At 61.8% G+C, this 15,691-nt stretch carries 11 protein-coding genes; 10 read left to right on the top strand and 1 reads right to left on the bottom strand.

The window, feature by feature from the left end; translation table 11 throughout:
* A partial coding sequence (locus D8U61_RS28140) for a retention module-containing protein (protein ID WP_241663651.1) occupies positions 1–1,931 on the bottom strand: 1,931 nt, incomplete at its 3' end.
* A 360-nt stretch (positions 1,932–2,291) separates the two neighbouring features.
* On the opposite strand from D8U61_RS28140, the gene D8U61_RS23390 reads away from it, so the two are divergent.
* The 10 genes from D8U61_RS23390 (at position 2,292) to D8U61_RS23345 (ending at position 15,659) form a co-directional block, all read left to right on the top strand.
* Positions 2,292–3,644, top strand: a complete 1,353-nt coding sequence (locus D8U61_RS23390; RefSeq protein WP_130927724.1) for a TolC family outer membrane protein — start codon at positions 2,292–2,294, stop codon at positions 3,642–3,644.
* A 33-nt stretch (positions 3,645–3,677) separates the two neighbouring features.
* Entirely contained in the window at positions 3,678–5,834 is a 2,157-nt protein-coding gene (locus tag D8U61_RS23385; RefSeq protein ID WP_071174003.1) for a type I secretion system permease/ATPase, read from the top strand.
* Entirely contained in the window at positions 5,824–7,191 is a 1,368-nt protein-coding gene (locus D8U61_RS23380; protein ID WP_024011116.1) for an HlyD family type I secretion periplasmic adaptor subunit, read from the top strand. Before D8U61_RS23385 ends, D8U61_RS23380 begins: the two co-directional genes overlap by 11 nt.
* Positions 7,192–7,524: 333 nt before the next feature.
* Positions 7,525–8,421, top strand: a complete 897-nt coding sequence (locus tag D8U61_RS23375; protein WP_130902982.1) for a TauD/TfdA family dioxygenase — start codon at positions 7,525–7,527, stop codon at positions 8,419–8,421.
* 17 nt (positions 8,422–8,438) lie between these two features.
* Complete coding sequence (locus tag D8U61_RS23370; RefSeq protein WP_125925869.1) at positions 8,439–9,299, top strand: ABC transporter ATP-binding protein; 861 nt, start codon at positions 8,439–8,441, stop codon at positions 9,297–9,299.
* A 20-nt stretch (positions 9,300–9,319) separates the two neighbouring features.
* Positions 9,320–10,186, top strand: coding sequence for an ABC transporter permease (locus tag D8U61_RS23365; protein ID WP_041477414.1), 867 nt, complete (start codon positions 9,320–9,322; stop codon positions 10,184–10,186).
* A gap of 132 nt (positions 10,187–10,318) precedes the next feature.
* Positions 10,319–11,236 carry a LysR family transcriptional regulator gene (locus D8U61_RS23360; RefSeq protein WP_016772273.1) on the top strand — a complete coding sequence of 306 codons (918 nt, stop codon included), beginning with the start codon at positions 10,319–10,321 and terminating at the stop codon, positions 11,234–11,236.
* 224 nt (positions 11,237–11,460) lie between these two features.
* Positions 11,461–12,999 carry an MFS transporter gene (locus D8U61_RS23355; RefSeq protein ID WP_130927723.1) on the top strand — a complete coding sequence of 513 codons (1,539 nt, stop codon included), beginning with the start codon at positions 11,461–11,463 and terminating at the stop codon, positions 12,997–12,999.
* A 27-nt stretch (positions 13,000–13,026) separates the two neighbouring features.
* Complete coding sequence (locus D8U61_RS23350) at positions 13,027–14,094, top strand: HlyD family secretion protein (RefSeq protein ID WP_076564925.1); 1,068 nt, start codon at positions 13,027–13,029, stop codon at positions 14,092–14,094.
* Positions 14,091–15,659: an efflux transporter outer membrane subunit gene (locus tag D8U61_RS23345; protein WP_177433362.1), complete on the top strand. Its 1,569-nt coding sequence runs from the start codon at positions 14,091–14,093 to the stop codon at positions 15,657–15,659. The genes D8U61_RS23350 and D8U61_RS23345 overlap by 4 nt, the downstream gene beginning before the upstream one ends.
* Positions 15,660–15,691 lie beyond the last annotated feature (32 nt).

The raw sequence follows: 15,691 nt of genomic DNA, 5'->3' as shown, positions 1-15,691 counted from the left end.
GTGCTGACGGTGCTGCCATTGTTGTAAACGTCATTGGCCGCAGTCGGCACGTTGACGGTGCCGACGGTTTCGCCAGCCGCGATGGTGATGGTCGAGCCGTTGGACAGCGTGACGGTTACCGGGGTTTGCGCCGGGTTGGTCAGGGTCGCGGTATAGGTGATCTGACCGCCTTCAACAATGTTGTTGGTCGCGGTCAGCGTCAGGCCGGTGTTGTCGACCGAGTCGGTGATCGTAGTGACTGCTGGCGTGGTGTTCGGCACCAGGTTTTCGAAGTTGCCGCCGGTAGCCCCGGTGATCGTCGTGCTGACGGTGCTGCCATTGTTGTAAACGTCATTGGCCGCAGTCGGCACGTTGACGGTGCCGACGGTTTCGCCAGCCGCGATGGTGATGGTCGAGCCGTTGGACAGCGTGACGGTTACCGGGGTTTGCGCCGGGTTGGTCAGGGTCGCGGTATAGGTGATCTGACCGCCTTCAACAATGTTGTTGGTCGCGGTGAGAGTCAGGCCGGTGTCATCAACCGAATCAGTGATCGTGGTAACGGCTGGCGTGGTGTTTGGCACCAGATTTTCGAAATTGCCACCGGTAGCGCCAGTGATCGTGGTGCTGACGGTGCTGCCATTGTTGTACACGTCGTTGGCCGCAGTCGGCACGTTGACGGTACCAACGGTTTCGCCAGCCGCAATGGTGATGGTCGAGCCGTTCGACAGAGTGACGGTCACCGGGGTTTGCGCCGGGTTGGTCAACGTCGCGGTGTAGGTGATCTGACCGCCTTCAACAATATTGTTGGTCGCGGTCAGGGTCAGGCCAGTGTTATCGACCGAGTCGGTGATCGTAGTTACTGCTGGCGTCGGATTCGGCACCAGGTTTTCAAAGTTGCCGCCGGTAGCCCCGGTGATCGTCGTCGTAACGGTGCTGCCGTTGTTGTAAACGTCATTGGTCGGGGTCGGCACGTTAACAGTGCCGGTAGTCTGGCCAGCGCCAATGGTAATGGTCGAGCCATTCGACAGCGTGACCGTCACCGGAGTTTGCGCCGGGTTAGTCAGCGTCGCGGTGTAGGTAATCTGGCCGCCTTCGGTCACGCTCGAACCAGCCGTCAACGTGACGGTAGTGGTGTCGACGGTGTCGGTGACTTGCGTGGTCGCCGGGACAGTCGGCGGGGTCACGGTGATGCCGTTGCCGCCGCTGGTGCCAGTGACGGTCACGTCGATCTGGGTCGGGTCGTTGTAGACCGTGTCGTTCGGCGCCAGCGGCACGTTGACGGTGCCGGTGGTGGCGCCGGCCGGGATGACGATTACTGCGCCATTGGACAGGGTGATGGTCAGGTCGGTCAGCGGCGCCTGGGTCAGGGTCGCGGTGTACACCAGCACGCCGCCGGCTTCGGTGATGGTCGGCGTGGCGCTGAGGCTCAGGGTCGAGTCACGCAGCGCGTTGGTGGTGGTGTCGGTGGTCAGGCCGCCGGTGGTGTCCTGCGCGACTTGGCCGGCAGAATTGATGCCCGCCGTCGGAAAGCCAATGGTCGGATCGACGCGGCCAGCGGTGGCGTCGAGCATGACAAAGCTGTGACCACCACCGGCGGCGCCACCGGTACCTGCGGCGGTCGGGCCGGCCGCGGTGGATTCGAGTGCGGTGGTCGGGTCGACACCGGCGGCGATGGCTTGCTGCAGTTCTTCTACAGAAGGCGCAGCCTGCGCGGTGGCTTCGGCCAGGTCAGTGCTGGAGTCAGGCGAGCTGGCGCTCCACTGGGTGTCACGGCCCAGATCGAGCATGCGGCCATCGGCCAGTTCCAGCGACACCGCGCCGGACAGGCCGGTATCGATCTGGTCGCCGACATACAGGCGATCGCCTTCAACGAGTACGCGACGCACGCCCTCTGGGGACACCACGAAAACCTGACCGACAATGCTTTTGACGACGGCAACAACACTGCTCATTGAAGACTCTCCGGGGTGTCACATTCAGTTGACTTCCATGGACCTGACGGGCGTCGGCGCCACTTCAGTCTGGACGTACTTTCTATAGATGGATAACTTATTGACGCTGTATTTCCGTCAATAATCTGGCTATAAATTATCGCGATTAACTTTATGCCAAACTATTGACCTTCTGGGAGCCATCCTAAACAATCGCCCCACTAATGTCACATTGATATTTCCGCGGCGACCTGTCCTTCAGCCTGTCATCCAGTTCCTGTTTTGAACTTTCCGACATACGGTCTTTCGGGTTGCCATCATCCGACGCAGCACCACGTTCTGCTGTGATTCAAGACAAGAAGTTCCGGGAAAATTCCAACCATGCGTTCGCTTTTGCTCCTTGCCGCTCCCTTCGCTCTCGCCGCCTCATTCGCACAAGCACAATCCTTACCAGAAGCCATGCAACAGGCGCTGGATGTCCATCCGGAGATTCAGGCGGGGGTCAACAGTCGATTGGCGGCGGATTATCAGTTAAAGGCTGCGAAAGGGGGATACCTGCCCAAGGTCGATCTGCTCGGCGGTTATGGCCGTGAAGGCACTGACAGTGTGACCACTCGAGCGAACGGTGGAAGCAATCACTGGGAGACGTTGAACCGCAGCGAGTCAAGTTTACGTCTCTCGCAAATGGTTTTTGACGGTTTCGCGACGTCCAACGAAGTGGCGCGTCAACAAGCCAACGTCAGCTCCCGTGCTTACTCACTGCTGGGCACTTCCGAGCGTACTGCACTGACTGTCGCCCAGGTGTATCTGGACGTGCTGACCCGTCGCGAATTCGTCCGTCTGGCCGAGGAAAACCTCAAGAGCCACCAGCGCATCTACGATCAGATCCAGCTGCGCACCCAGCGCGGCGTCGGCAGCGGTGCCGACCTTGATCAGGCCGAAGCGCGTATGGCCCAGGCCCGCAACAATCTGATCACCGAACAGACCAACCTCGCCGACGCGGAAACCAACTTCCTCAGCGCCGTCGGCCAGATGCCCGACCAGCTCGAGCGCCCGGCGCCGTTCATGGCGATGATGCCGGCCAACCTCAATGAAGCCCGCGCGCAGATGCTGGAAAACAGCCCGATCCTGCGTTCCGCCGAGTCGGATATTGCCGCTGCCGAGAAGCAGTTCGCCACCGCCAAATCGACCTTTTACCCGCGCTTCGACGCCGAACTAGGCCGTACCGCCGACAACGATCTCGACGGCCAGAACGGCCACAACAATGAATGGCAGGCCATGCTGCGCATGCGTTTCAACCTGTATTCCGGTGGCAGCAACAAGGCCGATCTGGAATCCAAGTCGTACTTGGCCAACCAGGCGCTGGACATCCGCAACAACGCCCTGCGTCAGTTGAACGAAGAGCTCGGCCTGGCCTGGAACGCCCTGAACAACGCCAACGCTCAGGTGCCGATCGCTCAGCAATACGTCGATCGCAGCACTTCGGTGCGTACTGCCTACCAGCGTCAATTCAGCCTCGGCGAACGCACCCTGCTGGACTTGCTCGACAGCGAAAACGAGCTGTTCACCGCCTCGCGGCGTCTGGCGGAAATCAAGAACATTCAGTTATTTACTCAGTATCGAATCAAGGCGACCATGGGCCAATTGCTCAAAAGCCAGGGAGTGGTCGCGCCGTTGGCATCCGTTGTGCAGAACGACGTGAAGCCCAAGGTCCAGCTGCCTGGGATGAACTGAGTTATCCCTTTCAACTGTTAAAGAGTGTCGAGCGTGGAATCAGAAGTCAGTCGAGTTCAACTCAGCCATGATCCACGCGCGTTGCATGACGATCCGTTGCTGGATGGTCTGCTCGCCCTGTGCATGCTGCACCAGAAGCCTGCCAGCGCGGCGATGCTGACCACCGGCCTGCCGCTGCCCAAACAACGTTTGAGTGTCGAGTTGCTGCCGCGCGCAGCGGCTCGCGCCGGGTTGCAGGGGCGGGTGTTGCAGCGCAAGCTCGAAGAAATTCCGGCGATCGCCATGCCCGCGCTGTTGCTGCTCAAGGATGGCCGCAGCGCCGTCCTGCTCGGCTGGCAGGGCGACAACGAAGCACGCGTGCTGCTCAGCGAAAGCGACGGCGGCGAATCGGTGGTCAGCCGCGAACTGCTGACCGACGATTACACCGGCAAAGTGTTCTTCGCCCAGCCGCAGCACAAATTCGACGTCAACCACGGCACGCTGATCCCGCGTGCACGCTCGTGGTTTCGCGACACCCTCAAGCGTTCGCGCTGGCTGTACGCCGATGCGATCGCCGCCAGTTTCCTGATCAACATCATCGCCATGGCCGCGCCGCTGTTCGTGATGAACGTCTACGACCGCGTGGTGCCAAACCAGGCCGAAGCAACCCTTTGGGTGCTGGCGCTGGGCATCACCGGCGCTTACATCTTCGACTTGATCCTCAAGAGCCTGCGCAGCCTGTGCCTGGATCTGGCCGGGAAGAAAACCGACCTGATCATCTCCGCCACGCTGTTCGAGCGCATTGTCGGCATGGCGATGAAATACCGCCCGGCGCGGGTCGGCAGTTTTGCCCAGAACATCCATGAGTTTCAGAGTCTGCGCGACTTTCTCGCCTCGCTGACCCTGACCAGTCTGATCGACCTGCCGTTTACCATCCTGATTTTCATCGTCATCGCCATTCTCGGCGGGCATCTGGTGTGGATCCCGGTCCTGGCGTTCCCGATTGCCCTGTTGATCGGCTACGCCTTGCAGAAGCCGTTGATCGCGACCATGGAGCGCACCATGGCGCTGGGCGCTGAGCGCCAGTCGAGCCTGATCGAAACCCTCGCCGGGCTGGACGCGGTCAAGGTCAACAACGCTGAAAGCGAGCGCCAGTATCAGTGGGAGCAGACCATCGGCACCCTCAGTCGCCTCGAGCTGCGAGTGAAAATGCTCTCCGGTCTGGCGATGAACATCACCTTGCTGATCCAGCAACTGGCCGGGGTGATCATGATCGTCTTCGGCGTGTACCAGATCATCGCCGGCAACCTGAGCATGGGCGGGCTGATTGCCTGCTACATGCTCAGTGGCCGCGCGCTGAGCCCGCTGGCGTCGCTGTCCGGCCTGCTCACGCGCTATCAACAGGCGCGGGTGACCATGACCTCGGTCGACCAGATGATGGAGCTGCCGCAGGAGCGCAACTTCGAGGAGCGCCCGCTGAGCCGCAAGGTGCTGCAGGGTGCGATCGAATGCCGTCAGCTCAGCTTCACCTACCCGGACCAGCAGAACCCGGCGCTGAAGAACATCAACCTGGTGATCCGTCCCGGCGAGAAGATCGGCATCATCGGCCGCAGCGGTTCGGGCAAGAGTTCGCTGGCGAAACTGCTGGTGGGCCTGTACCAACCGGACGACGGTGCCTTGCTGGTCGACGGCGTGGACATCCGCCAGATCGACGTCAGCGAACTGCGCTACAACATCGGTTACGTGCCGCAGGACATTCAGCTGCTGTCCGGCACCCTGCGTGACAACCTGGTGTCCGGCGCGCGTTACGTCGAAGACGAGCTGGTGCTGCAAGCCGCCGAACTGGCCGGCGTGCACGAATTCGCCCGTCTGCACCCGCAAGGCTACGAGCTGCAAGTCGGCGAGCGCGGGCAGAACCTCTCCGGCGGCCAGCGGCAGAACGTCGCCCTGGCCCGGGCGCTGTTGCTCAATCCACCGATTCTGCTGATGGATGAGCCAACCAGTGCGATGGACAACACCGGCGAAGAACGCCTCAAGCAACGCCTCGCAGCAGTGATTGAAAACAAGACCGTGGTGCTGGTCACGCACCGGGCATCGCTGTTGTCGCTGGTCGATCGCCTGCTGGTGATCGATCGCGGGCAGATTCTCGCCGACGGCCCGAAAGCCGCCGTGATGGAAGCGTTGAAGAAGGGGCAGATCAGTGTTGCTTAAGTCCGGTGTCAAGGAGTCGATCCGTCGCTACTTCAAGGGCTCTGCCTCGCTGCAGGGCCAGCCGCTGCCAGAGGTCAACAAGGCGCTGATAGAAGACGCCCCGCGCGTCGTGCGCCTGACCATCTGGGCGATCATCGGCTTCTTCGTGTTCCTCATGCTCTGGGCCAACTTCGCCGTGATCGACGAAGTAACCAAGGGCGACGGCAAGGCGATTCCGTCTTCCAAGATCCAGAAAATCCAGAACCTGGAGGGCGGTATCGTCTCCGAGCTGTTCGTCAAGGAAGGCCAGATCGTCGAGGCCGGCGCGCCGCTGATTCGTCTCGATGACACGCGTTTTGCCTCCAACGTCGGCGAAACCGAGGCTGATCGCCTGTCGATGCTGCTGCGGGTCGAGCGCCTGAGCGCGGAAGTCGATGATCGTCCGCTGAATTTCCCCGAGGACGTGCTCAAAGCCGTGCCGGGCCAGGCAAAAAGCGAAGAGTCGCTGTACATCAGCCGCCGTCAGCAGTTGCACGATGAAATCGGCGGCTTGCAGGAGCAGTTGATCCAGCGTCAGCAAGAGCTGCGTGAGTTCAGCTCCAAGCAGGCGCAGTACCGTCAGCAACTCGGCTTGCAGCGTCAGGAAATCAACATGTCCGAGCCGCTGGTGGCGCAGGGCGCGGTCTCGCCGGTGGAAGTGTTGCGCCTCAAGCGTGCCGAAGTGGAAACCCGTGGCCAGCTCGATGCGACCACGCTGGCCATTCCGCGCGCGGAATCGGCGATCAAGGAAGTGCAGCGCAAGATCGACGAAACCCGCGGCAAATTCCGCAGCGAAGCGCTGACCCAGCTCAACGAAGCGCGCACCGATCTGAACAAGGCCCAGGCCACCGGCAAGGCGCTGGAAGACCGCGTCAGCCGTACGCTGGTTACCTCACCTGTGCGGGGTATCGTCAACAAGTTGCTGGTCAACACCATCGGCGGCGTAATCCAGCCGGGCAGCGACATGGTTGAAATCGTGCCGCTGGACGACACCCTACTGGTCGAAGCCAAGATCCGCCCGCAGGACATCGCGTTCCTGCATCCGGGTCAGGAAGCGATCGTCAAATTCACCGCCTATGACTACACCATTTACGGCGGACTGAAGGCACAGCTGGAGCAGATCGGTGCGGATACCATCACCGACGAAGACAAGAAAACCACCTACTACGTGATCAAAGTGCGCACTGAGCGCAGTCATTTGGGCACGGATGAAAAGCCACTGCTGATCATTCCGGGGATGGTCGCTTCGGTGGATATCATCACTGGCAAGAAGTCGGTGTTGAGCTATTTGCTCAAGCCGATCATCCGCGCGCGGGCTGAGGCGTTGCACGAGCGCTAGATTTTCGGCGCTGGTGACGACCTATTCGCGAGCAGGCTCGCTCCCACAGGAGATTGCATTCCAACTGTGGGAGCGAGCCTGCTCGCGAAGGCTTCCTCCGAAGCGCTACATATTCGTCGGTAAGTGACGCAAATGGTCACCCACCCCCTCACCATTCGCCATATCGTTATTCATTAACGGTATTTAGTTTCCAATTCTTATAGCTATAAAGTCATCTCCCTGCGTACCTGCCGACCAATCGGCGCGCCGCACGACCTGAACCGACACGCAATCCAGCGTGAGTGTCTGATCGACGAGCGCGTCCATGAACGCGCCGTGCGTGGGAGATGATTGATGTCCGCCGCTACTGCCACCGAAAGCGCCGCAACTGCCGCGCCACAAGTTTTTGAAATTCGCCCCTTCAGCGGTGCCGTCGGCGCCGAGATCGTTGGCCTCGACCTGCGCCGGCCGGTCAATGATCAGGACTTCGCGCGCATTCATCGCGCGCACTTGGATTACCACGTCTTGGTCTTTCGCGATCAGCAGATCACCCCGCAACAGCAAATCGATTTCAGCCGCCGCTTCGGCGTGTTGCAGATCCACGTGCTCAAGCAATTCCTCTTGGCCAATCACCCGGAAATCCTCATCGTTTCCAACATCATCGAGAACGGCCAGAACATCGGTCTCGGAGACGCCGGCAAGTTCTGGCATTCCGATCTCTCCTATAAAGAGCTGCCGAGTCTCGGCTCGATGCTGCACGCCCAAGAGCTGCCCGCCGAGGGCGGCGACACGCTGTTCGCCGACATGCACAAAGCCTGGGACGACTTGCCCGCTGCGTTGCGCACTGCGGTCGAAGGACGTTGCGCTGCGCATTCCTATACCGCGCGCTACAGCGAAACCAAGTTCGAGGGTAACTGGCGCCCGACCCTGACCCCTGAACAGTTGGCTCAGGTCGCCGAAGTGGTGCATCCGGTGGTGCGCACCCATCCGGAAAACGGCCGCAAAGCCTTGTTCGTCAGCGAAGGCTTCACCACGCGCATCGTCGGTCTGCCGGAAGACGAAAGTCGTCAGTTGCTCGGCGAACTCTTCGCCCACAGCGTGCTGCCGCAAAACATCTACCGCCATCAGTGGGAACCGCATGACCTGGTGTTCTGGGACAACCGCTCGCTGATCCACCTTGCCGCCGGCTGCCCTGCGCATCTGCGCCGCAAGCTGTATCGCACGACCATTCAGGGCGACGCGCCTTTCTGATTTGCCGGAGATAGATCATGAACGCCCCTTTGCCAGGCCACGCGGCCAGCAACCCGATCGCCCGCAGCGAAGCGTTGCTGGCCGTCGATCACGTCAGCCTCGAATACCGCACGCCGCAACGGGTGGTGCGCGCTACCCATCAAGTCAGTTTCGCCGTCGACCCGGCTGATCGTTTCGTCCTGCTCGGCCCGTCCGGTTGCGGGAAATCGACCCTGCTCAAGGCGGTCGCCGGGTTCATCCAGCCTTGCGAAGGCGAGATCCGCTTGCAAGGCCAGCGCGTCGATGCGCCGGGGCCGGACCGCATTGTCGTGTTTCAGGAATTCGACCAGTTGCCGCCGTGGAAAACCGTTAAGCAAAACGTGATGTTCCCGCTGCTGGCCTCGCGCACCTTGAGCAAGAAAGACGCCGAAGAGCGTGCGCTGCACTACCTGGAAAAGGTCGGTCTGGCAGCGTTTGCCGACGCCTATCCACACACCTTGTCCGGCGGCATGAAGGCGCGGGTGGCGATCGCCCGGGCGTTGGCCATGCAACCAAAAATTCTTTTGATGGACGAACCCTTCGCTGCACTCGATGCGTTGACCCGCCGCAAGATGCAGGAGGAGTTGCTGCTGCTCTGGGAAGAGGTGCGCTTCACCCTGCTGTTCGTCACCCATTCGATCGAAGAAGCCTTGGTGGTCGGCAATCGCATCCTCTTGCTGTCGCCGCATCCGGGGCGGGTGCGCGCCGAAGTGCACAGCCATCAATACGACCTGCACAGCCTCGGCGGCGTGGCGTTTCAGGAGTCGGCGCGGCGCATTCATCGTCTGCTGTTCGATGAGGGCCAAGCGCCGGAGACCGAACGTGATCACGACTTCAACGATATTCGCATCGCTTATTGAGCGGTCAGGAGGACTACCCGATGAGCCATTCATCATCCGTGCGTGAAGAATTCGAAACCGTGCTCGAGCCGCTGACCGCAGTGCCGGTCGAGCGCGAATTGCCGCTTGGCACGCGCCTGTGGCAACAGGGCTGGTTGCGCAAAAGCCTGATCCTGATCGTGCTGGCGATCATCTGGGAAGTGGTCGCGCGGATTCAGAACAACGACCTGATGCTGCCGAGTTTTTTGCAAACCGCGCAGGCCCTGTTCGACGGTCTGCTCAGTGGCGAGTTGCTGGCCAAGGTGTGGATATCCCTGGTGGTGCTGATCAAGGGTTACCTGATCGGCATTGTCCTCGCGTTCGCTCTGACGACATTGGCGGTTTCGACCCAGTTGGGACGTGATCTGCTCAGTACGATGACTTCGATGTTCAACCCGTTGCCGGCGATCGCCCTGTTGCCGCTGGCGCTGCTCTGGTTCGGATTGGGGCAGAACAGTCTGATTTTCGTGCTGGTGCATTCGGTGCTGTGGGCGCTGGCGCTGAACACCTATGCCGGATTTCTCGGCGTCTCCGAAACGCTGCGTATGGCCGGGCGCAATTATGGTCTCAAGGGGTTGCGCCTTGTGTTGTTCATACTGATCCCGGCGGCACTGCCGTCGATTCTCGCCGGTTTGAAGATTGGCTGGGCGTTTGCCTGGCGCACCTTGATCGCAGCCGAATTGGTGTTTGGCGCAACCAGTGGCAAGGGCGGGCTGGGCTGGTACATCTTCCAGAATCGCAATGAGCTGTACACCGACAAGGTGTTCGCCGGGTTGGCGGTGGTGATCCTGATTGGTCTGCTGGTGGAGAATCTGGTGTTTGCCACCCTTGAGCGGGTGACGGTGAAGCGCTGGGGTATGCAGCGCTGACCTGAAAAGATCGCAGCCTTCGGCAGCTCCCACATGGGAAAACCATCCTCTGTAGGAGCTGCCGCAGGCTGCGATCTTTTGATCTGCTAGCATTGCGCCCGGATCAATCCAGATCAGCCAAGAGTGCTCAGCATGCAACTCCCGGACATGAACCTTCTGGTCGCTCTCGATGCCTTGCTCGACGAGGGCAGTGTGGTCGGCGCGGCGCGGCGGATGAACCTCAGCCCGGCGGCCATGAGCCGCACGCTGACGCGGATTCGCGAAGCCATCGGCGATCCGATTCTGGTGCGCGCCGGGCGTGGCCTGGTACCGACCCCCAAAGCCCTCGAACTGCGCGAACAGGTGCGCGATGTGGTCGAGCAGGCGGCGCTGCTGTTTCGCTCCGCCGATAGCGTCGAGCTGGGCACCTTGCGTCGACGTTTCAGCATCCGCGCCAATGATTTCTTCGTCGGCGTTTACGGCGGCAAGCTGTTCGACACCCTCGACCAGCTCGCCCCGCATTGCGAATTGCGCTTCGTCCCGGAAGGCGATGGCGACGATGAGGCGCTGCGCGAAGGACGCATCGATCTGAGCGTCAGCAACACCCGTCCGCTCACGCCGGAGGTTAAGGTACAGAACCTGTTCTCCACGCATTTCGTCGGCCTGGTGCGCGAGAACCATCCGCTGCTCGACGGCGAAATCACCGCTGAGCGCTACGCCGGTTTTTCCCACATCAGCATGTCGCGGCGTGGCATCGCTCGCGGCCCGATCGACACGGCGTTGAATGCGTTGGGGCTGGAGCGCCGGGTGGCGGTGATCGCGCCGAGCTTCCACGCGGCGATGTTTGCCTTGCCCGACTCCGACCTGATCCTGCCGGTGCCCAAAGAAGCACTGCTCAGCGTACGGCGGTTGGGCCTGAAACTGCGTTCATTCGATCTGCCGATTCCGCTGCCTATGCTGATGCTGACCCAGGCCTGGCACCCGCGCTTCGACAAGGACCCGGCCCACCGCTGGCTGCGTGAAACCCTCAAGACCTGCTGCGATGAAACGTGGCTGGCGGCACAGCCGTAAATCATCAGGCACCATCGAATCCCTGTGGGAGCGAGCCTGCTCGCGAAAGCGGTGGATCAGTCACCTCAATGGCGACTGGTCCACCGCTTTCGCGAGCAAGCTCGCTCCCACATAGGCATTCACCGTTGTGTCTGATGCACTTATAACCTGCCAATAAGTCAATTTTCGTCAGCATCAAGCCTCACTAAAATGCTCCGGTATTTCACCCCCGGAGCTTTTCATTCATGACATCCCTGACGGTCCCGGCGCCTCTCGCCGCGACCAGCCCGGCGACGGCGGCTGCGCCACCGGTGTTCGGGGCGCGGATCATCATTGGTCTGGTCGGCGTGCTGTTGGCCGTGCTGGTCTCGGGCCTCAACGAGATGGTCACCAAAGTCGCACTCGCCGACATTCGCGGCGCGCTGCACATCGGTTACGACGAAGGCACCTGGCTGGTCGCCAGCTACACGGCCACGTCGGTCGCGGCCATGGCCTTCGCGCCGTGGTGCTCGGTGAGCTTCTCGCTGCGTCGCTTCACACTGTGCGCCATCGGTCTGTTTACCCTGCTCGGCGTGCTGTGCCCGTTCGCCCCGAACTACGAAAGTCTGCTGCTGATGCGCATCCTCCAAGGCCTCGCCGGCGGTGCATTGCCGCCGATGCTGATGACCGTCGCGCTGCGCTTTCTCCCGGCGAACATCAAACTGTACGGACTGGCCGGCTACGCACTGACCGCGACTTTCGGCCCGGGACTCGGCACGCCGCTGGCCGGTCTGTGGACCGAATACGTCGGCTGGCAATGGACCTTCTGGCAGATCATCGTGCCGTGCCTGATCGCGATGGCCGCAGTGGCTTACGGATTGCCCCAGGATCCGCTGCGGCTGGAACGTCTCAGGGCGTTCAACTGGAAGGGCCTGCTGTTGGGCTTTCCGGCGATCTGCATGCTGGTGATCGGTCTGTTGCAGGGCAATCGACTGGACTGGTTCGAGTCGAATCTGATCTGTGGATTGCTTGGTGCCGGTTCGCTGCTGCTGGTGGCGTTTCTGATCAATGAGTGGTCGCAGCCGATTCCGTTTTTCAAGCTGCAGATGCTCGGCATCCGCAACCTGTTGTTTGCGTTGATCACCCTCGCCGGGGTGCTGATCGTGCTGCTGGCGGTGGTGCTGATTCCGTCGAGTTATCTGGCCCAGGTGCAGGGTTATCGTCCGGCGCAAACCGCGCCGATCATGCTCATTGCCGCGCTGCCGCAGTTGATCGCGCTGCCGCTGGTGGCAGCGCTGTGCAATTTGCGCTGGGTCGATTGCCGCTGGGTGCTCGGCATTGGTCTGAGCATGCTCGCGCTGTCCTGCCTGGGCGGTTCGCACCTGACTTCGGCGTGGATTCGCGACGATTTCTACGTCCTGCAATGGCTGCAGATTTTCGGCCAGCCGATGGCGGTGTTGCCGCTGCTGATGTTGTCGACCGGCAGTATCACGCCGATGGAAGGGCCTTTCGCGTCGGCGTGGTTCAACACCGTCAAAGGCCTGGCTGCCGTGGTTGCCACCGGCGTCATCGAAGCGCTGACCACCGCGCGCCTGCATTTCCATTCGACCATGTTGGTCGACAGCCTCGGCAATTCGCCGCTGGCCGATCACAGCGATCCGGGTCTCGCTCACCGCGTGCATGAGCAGGCGGTGGTGCTGACTTCGTCCGATTTGTACCTGTGCATGGCCGGCGTTGCCGTGGCGTTGATCCTGCTGATTTTCTGGCTGCCGACGCGGATTTATCCGCCGCGCGCGCCGACCTGATCGCTGTACTGAAACTGAAGGTTTTTTATGACTCAATCCAAGCAAAAACTCGCGGTGGCCGTGGCTGCCGCGTTGGCGGTGGGCGTGCTGGTATATCTGGCAATGCCCGGGCTGTTCGGCCAACGCACCGAGCAAACCACCAACGACGCCTTCGTCTCCGCCGACTACACGCTGGTGGTGCCGCGCGTGGCCGGGTTCATCAAGCAGGTGCTGGTCGAAGACAACCAGCAGGTCAAGGCCGGGCAGTTGCTGGCGCTGATCGATGACCGTGATCTGCGCGCAGCGGCGGAAGCGGCGGATGCGCAAACCCTGGTCGCGCGGGCGCAGTTGCAGAACGCCAACGCGACCCTGGAGCGGCAGGCGTCGCTGATTGCTCAGGCGCAGGCCACCGTGGTCTCGGCCAAAGCGGAAATGGCCTTCGCACAACAGGAACTGAACCGCTACAACCACCTCGCCGGTGTCGGTGCCGGTACCGTGCAGAACGCGCAGCAGGCGCGCACGCGCATCGATCAGGCCTCGGCTCGCCTCGACACCGCGACCGCGAAGCTGGCGGCCGAACGCAAGCAGGTCGAGATTCTCACCGCCCAGCGCAACGCCGCCGAAGGCAATCTGAAACACGCGCAGGCGGCGCTGGAGATTGCCAGTTTCAACCTCTCTTACACGCGTATTACTGCGCCGCAGGACGGCATGATCGGCGAGCGCGCGGTGCGTGTCGGCGCCTACGTCACCCCGGGCAGCAAGCTGTTGGCGGTGGTGCCGTTGCAGCAGGCCTACGTGGTGGCCAATTTTCAGGAAACCCAGTTGACCGATGTGCAGCCCGGGCAGGATGTGCAAGTCCGAGTGGATAGTCTCGGTGGCGAAGCCCTGACCGGCCGCGTCGAGAGTATTGCGCCGGCAACTGGCGTGACCTTTGCGGCGGTGAAACCGGATAACGCCACCGGTAATTTCACCAAGGTTGTGCAGCGGATTCCGGTGAAGATCGTGCTGGAACCGGGCCAGCCACTGGCTGAGCGGTTGCGGGTGGGGATGTCGGTCGAGGCGAGCATTGATACCGCCAGCTCAAAGGCGTCCGGGCGCGAGGTGACGCAGCGATGATCGGTGTTGAATCGGCTGCCGCCTTCGCGAGCAGGCTCGCTCCCACATTTTTTAATGCGTTCCCCCTGTGGGAGCGAGCCTGCTCGCGAAAAAGCCAGTGGCAGCAGCTAACCTTCAGTGCCTTGCTCACAATGAGTCTCACCGCCTGCACCGTCGGCCCAGACTTCCAGAAACCCGAAGCCCCTCAGCCTGCCGACTGGGCCAAACCCGCCCGGTCCGCCCCAAGCCAGGCCGTTAGCGAACCCCTGAACGAACGCTGGTGGGAAACCTTCCACGACCCGCAACTTTCCGCGCTCACCCAACGCGCGCTGACCAGCAACCTCGACCTGCAACTGGCCAGCAGCCGCCTGCAACAAAGCCGCGCCGCGCGCCAAGTGATCACCGCCGAGCGTTATCCGAACAGCACCGCCAGCGGCAGCTACGGGCGCAAACGCAACAGTGGCAAAGGCTTGAACGATCCATCGGGAAATAACGGCGACGAGGCCTTCAACCTGTGGGATGCCGGTTTCTCCGCCTCATGGGAGCTGGATGTCTGGGGCCGCGTGCGCCGTGAAACCGAAGCCGCTGATGCCAATCTTGAAGTGGCGGAAAATGATCGTCGCGGCGTGCTGCTGACCGTGCTTGCCGACACCGCGCAAAACTACATTCAGCTGCGCGGGGTGCAGAACACCCGCGCCGTCACCGAGCAGAACCTCGACGTCGCTCGCCACAGCCTGAAACTCTCGCAGTTGCGGCTGGCCGATGGCGTGGCCACCGACCTGGACGTCGCCGAAGCTGCCGCGCAAGTCGCCGCCATCGAGGCACGGCTGCCGGCGCTCGAGCAGCGTCAGGCGCAACTGATCAACGCGATCAGTCTGCTGATGGGCGAACCGCCGCAGGCCCTCGCTCAAGCGTTATCCACAGACGCGGCAGTGCCGCAGTCGCCACTGCAAGTCGCCATCGGCCTGCCGTCGCAATTGGCCGAACGCCGTCCGGATATCCGCCAGGCCGAAGCGCGTCTGCACGCCGCCACCGCCAACATCGGTGTGGCCAAGGGTGATTTCTATCCGCGCATCACCCTGTCCGGCAACTTCGGTTCACAGGCCATGCAACTGAGCGATTTCGGTTCTTGGGGCTCGCGCGCCTTTGCCATCGGCCCGCAATTCAGCCTGCCGTTGTTCGACGGCGGTCGCTTGCGCGGCATGCTGCAACTGCGTGAAGCCCAACAGCAGGAAGCGGCGATCGCCTACCAGCAAACCGTGCTGCGTGCCTGGCATGAAATCGATGATCAACTGACCGCCTACAACGCCAGCCAGCGCCGTCGCGACAGCCTCGCCGAAGCCGTGCGTCAGAACCGGATCGCCCTGCGTACTGCGCAACAGCAATACGTCGAAGGCGTGGTCGATTTCGTCAACGTCCTAACCGTGCAGAGCGCCTTGCTCGCCACGCAGGAACAATGGGTAGAAAGCTCGACCGGCGTGTCACTGGCGATGGTCGGGTTGTACAAGGCGCTCGGTGGCGGATGGCAGTCGGTCTATCCGGCAGCGCAACTGGCCGCAGGCTCACTTGACGTCGCCAGACCCTGAACCCGCAGCGCCAGCTATGATCAACTCCATTG

This window comes from Pseudomonas sp. Sample_14, from assembly GCF_004307515.1.
Lineage (GTDB): Bacteria > Pseudomonadota > Gammaproteobacteria > Pseudomonadales > Pseudomonadaceae > Aquipseudomonas > Aquipseudomonas atacamensis.
Note: the sequence above shows the minus strand (reverse complement) of the source record. Positions and strands in the feature narration are given on the sequence as shown.

Bases quoted from the DNA above. Each gene is read 5' to 3' on its own strand.
- D8U61_RS23350 (WP_076564925.1), top strand. From the start codon at position 13,027: ATGACTCAATCCAAGCAAAAACTCGCGGTGGCCGTGGCTGCCGCGTTG.
- D8U61_RS23375 (WP_130902982.1), top strand. From the start codon at position 7,525: ATGTCCGCCGCTACTGCCACCGAAAGCGCCGCAACTGCCGCGCCACAA.
- D8U61_RS23345 (WP_177433362.1), top strand. From the start codon at position 14,091: ATGATCGGTGTTGAATCGGCTGCCGCCTTCGCGAGCAGGCTCGCTCCC.
- D8U61_RS23365 (WP_041477414.1), top strand. From the start codon at position 9,320: ATGAGCCATTCATCATCCGTGCGTGAAGAATTCGAAACCGTGCTCGAG.
- D8U61_RS23390 (WP_130927724.1), top strand. From the start codon at position 2,292: ATGCGTTCGCTTTTGCTCCTTGCCGCTCCCTTCGCTCTCGCCGCCTCA.
- D8U61_RS23360 (WP_016772273.1), top strand. From the start codon at position 10,319: ATGCAACTCCCGGACATGAACCTTCTGGTCGCTCTCGATGCCTTGCTC.
- D8U61_RS23355 (WP_130927723.1), top strand. From the start codon at position 11,461: ATGACATCCCTGACGGTCCCGGCGCCTCTCGCCGCGACCAGCCCGGCG.
- D8U61_RS23370 (WP_125925869.1), top strand. From the start codon at position 8,439: ATGAACGCCCCTTTGCCAGGCCACGCGGCCAGCAACCCGATCGCCCGC.